The organism is Pseudomonadota bacterium (assembly GCA_010028905.1).
Lineage (GTDB): Bacteria > Vulcanimicrobiota > Xenobia > RGZZ01 > RGZZ01 > RGZZ01.
In genome coordinates this window covers 1-1,170 of record RGZZ01000886.1, presented here as the reverse complement: position 1 = coordinate 1,170, position 1,170 = coordinate 1, and the positions used below count along the sequence as shown (strand labels likewise).

General features: G+C 68.3%; 2 protein-coding genes. Both read left to right on the top strand.

Annotated elements, in window-relative coordinates:
• The first annotated feature begins 232 nt into the window (after window positions 1–232).
• Complete coding sequence (locus tag EB084_26130; protein ID NDD31743.1) at window positions 233–712, top strand: hypothetical protein; 480 nt, start codon at window positions 233–235, stop codon at window positions 710–712.
• A 132-nt stretch (window positions 713–844) separates the two neighbouring features.
• The coding region (locus EB084_26125) for a hypothetical protein (GenBank protein NDD31742.1) at window positions 845–1,170 on the top strand (326 nt) is incomplete at its 3' end.

The window sequence follows — 1,170 nt, the reverse complement described above, 5'->3', positions numbered from 1 at the left end:
GATGAGTTGGCCAAGCGGATGCCTGAGTTGCCTGATCTGACAAACACGGATTTGGACACAAAGATTGACGCGCTGGTTGACGAGTTTTCTGAAGGCACGCCCAAAGAACTTGCCGCGATTAGGTCAAAAGCTCGGCGTGTACCAGCCGCCGTGCGGCCCCCGGCGCTGTTGGGTGCAGACATCCCTGCGCCGCCCTTCAGGCCCGCCCTCCGAGAACGAGCGTTCGCCTGCCGTGCACACGTCCGTGCGCGCAACAGACGACGGCGCTGCGGATGCCCCGCGGAGCAGCGGACATGGGGGCGGAGCCTCCCCCGATCCGGCCCTTCGCGCGCAGGTCCAGGCGTACTTCCACCAGGTGGACGACGTCGCCCCCGGAAGTCTCGGCGGCGACCCGACCGCCCTCGCCAACGAGATGCTGCAGGGGGCTGTCAATGGCGACACGCACCAGCTCGACGCCATGATCCGCAACGCCGAGACGGCAGAGCGAAAGATGCGCGGCCTGCACCCGCCCGCCCCGTGTGCCCAGTTCCACACCCGCGCAATGGCCCTGACGGCCGAGAGCACGCGCACGCTGCGCGCCTTGAAGCAGGGCATCAGCAGCGGTGACATGTCCGGTCTCACCGCCATGAGCGCTCGCGCCGGCCAGATGCAGAGCGATGCGGAGGCCCTGCAGCGCGACGAGGAGACCTTGAAGCGGCGCTACCTCCGCTGAGACGACGCGCGCGAAGGGGGGCATCACCGCAGAATCGAGCATCTGCCTACTTGTGCGCCGCAGACGCGGGTGCTATACTGTGCCCGAATTTCGCCCCCCGGCATGGCAATCACTTCGAGGAGGAGCAAGACCGTGGGCCGTCGCAACGCCGCCGCGCAGCGGCAGAACACCTCCCAGAGACCCAAGCTCACCCCCGTGGCGGGAAGCCCGGTGCCAGCGAAAGGGCTTCTCAAGACAGTGGCGCCGGGGCGTCGCCTCCAGCTCTACAGCGTGGCGGTTGTCGTGGCGCTGGCCCTTCTGCGATTCCTGGGGCCGAGCATCAGCCGCGGCCGCGCGCAGCAAAGCGCGGGCCCGTCTTCGGGTTCGTCATCCTCCGTCGTCGGACGGTACGACCTGCGCAGCCAGGTCCCCTACGATTCCGCGCCCGCATCCGAGCAGGGCGCGCGGGTCATCGTCCG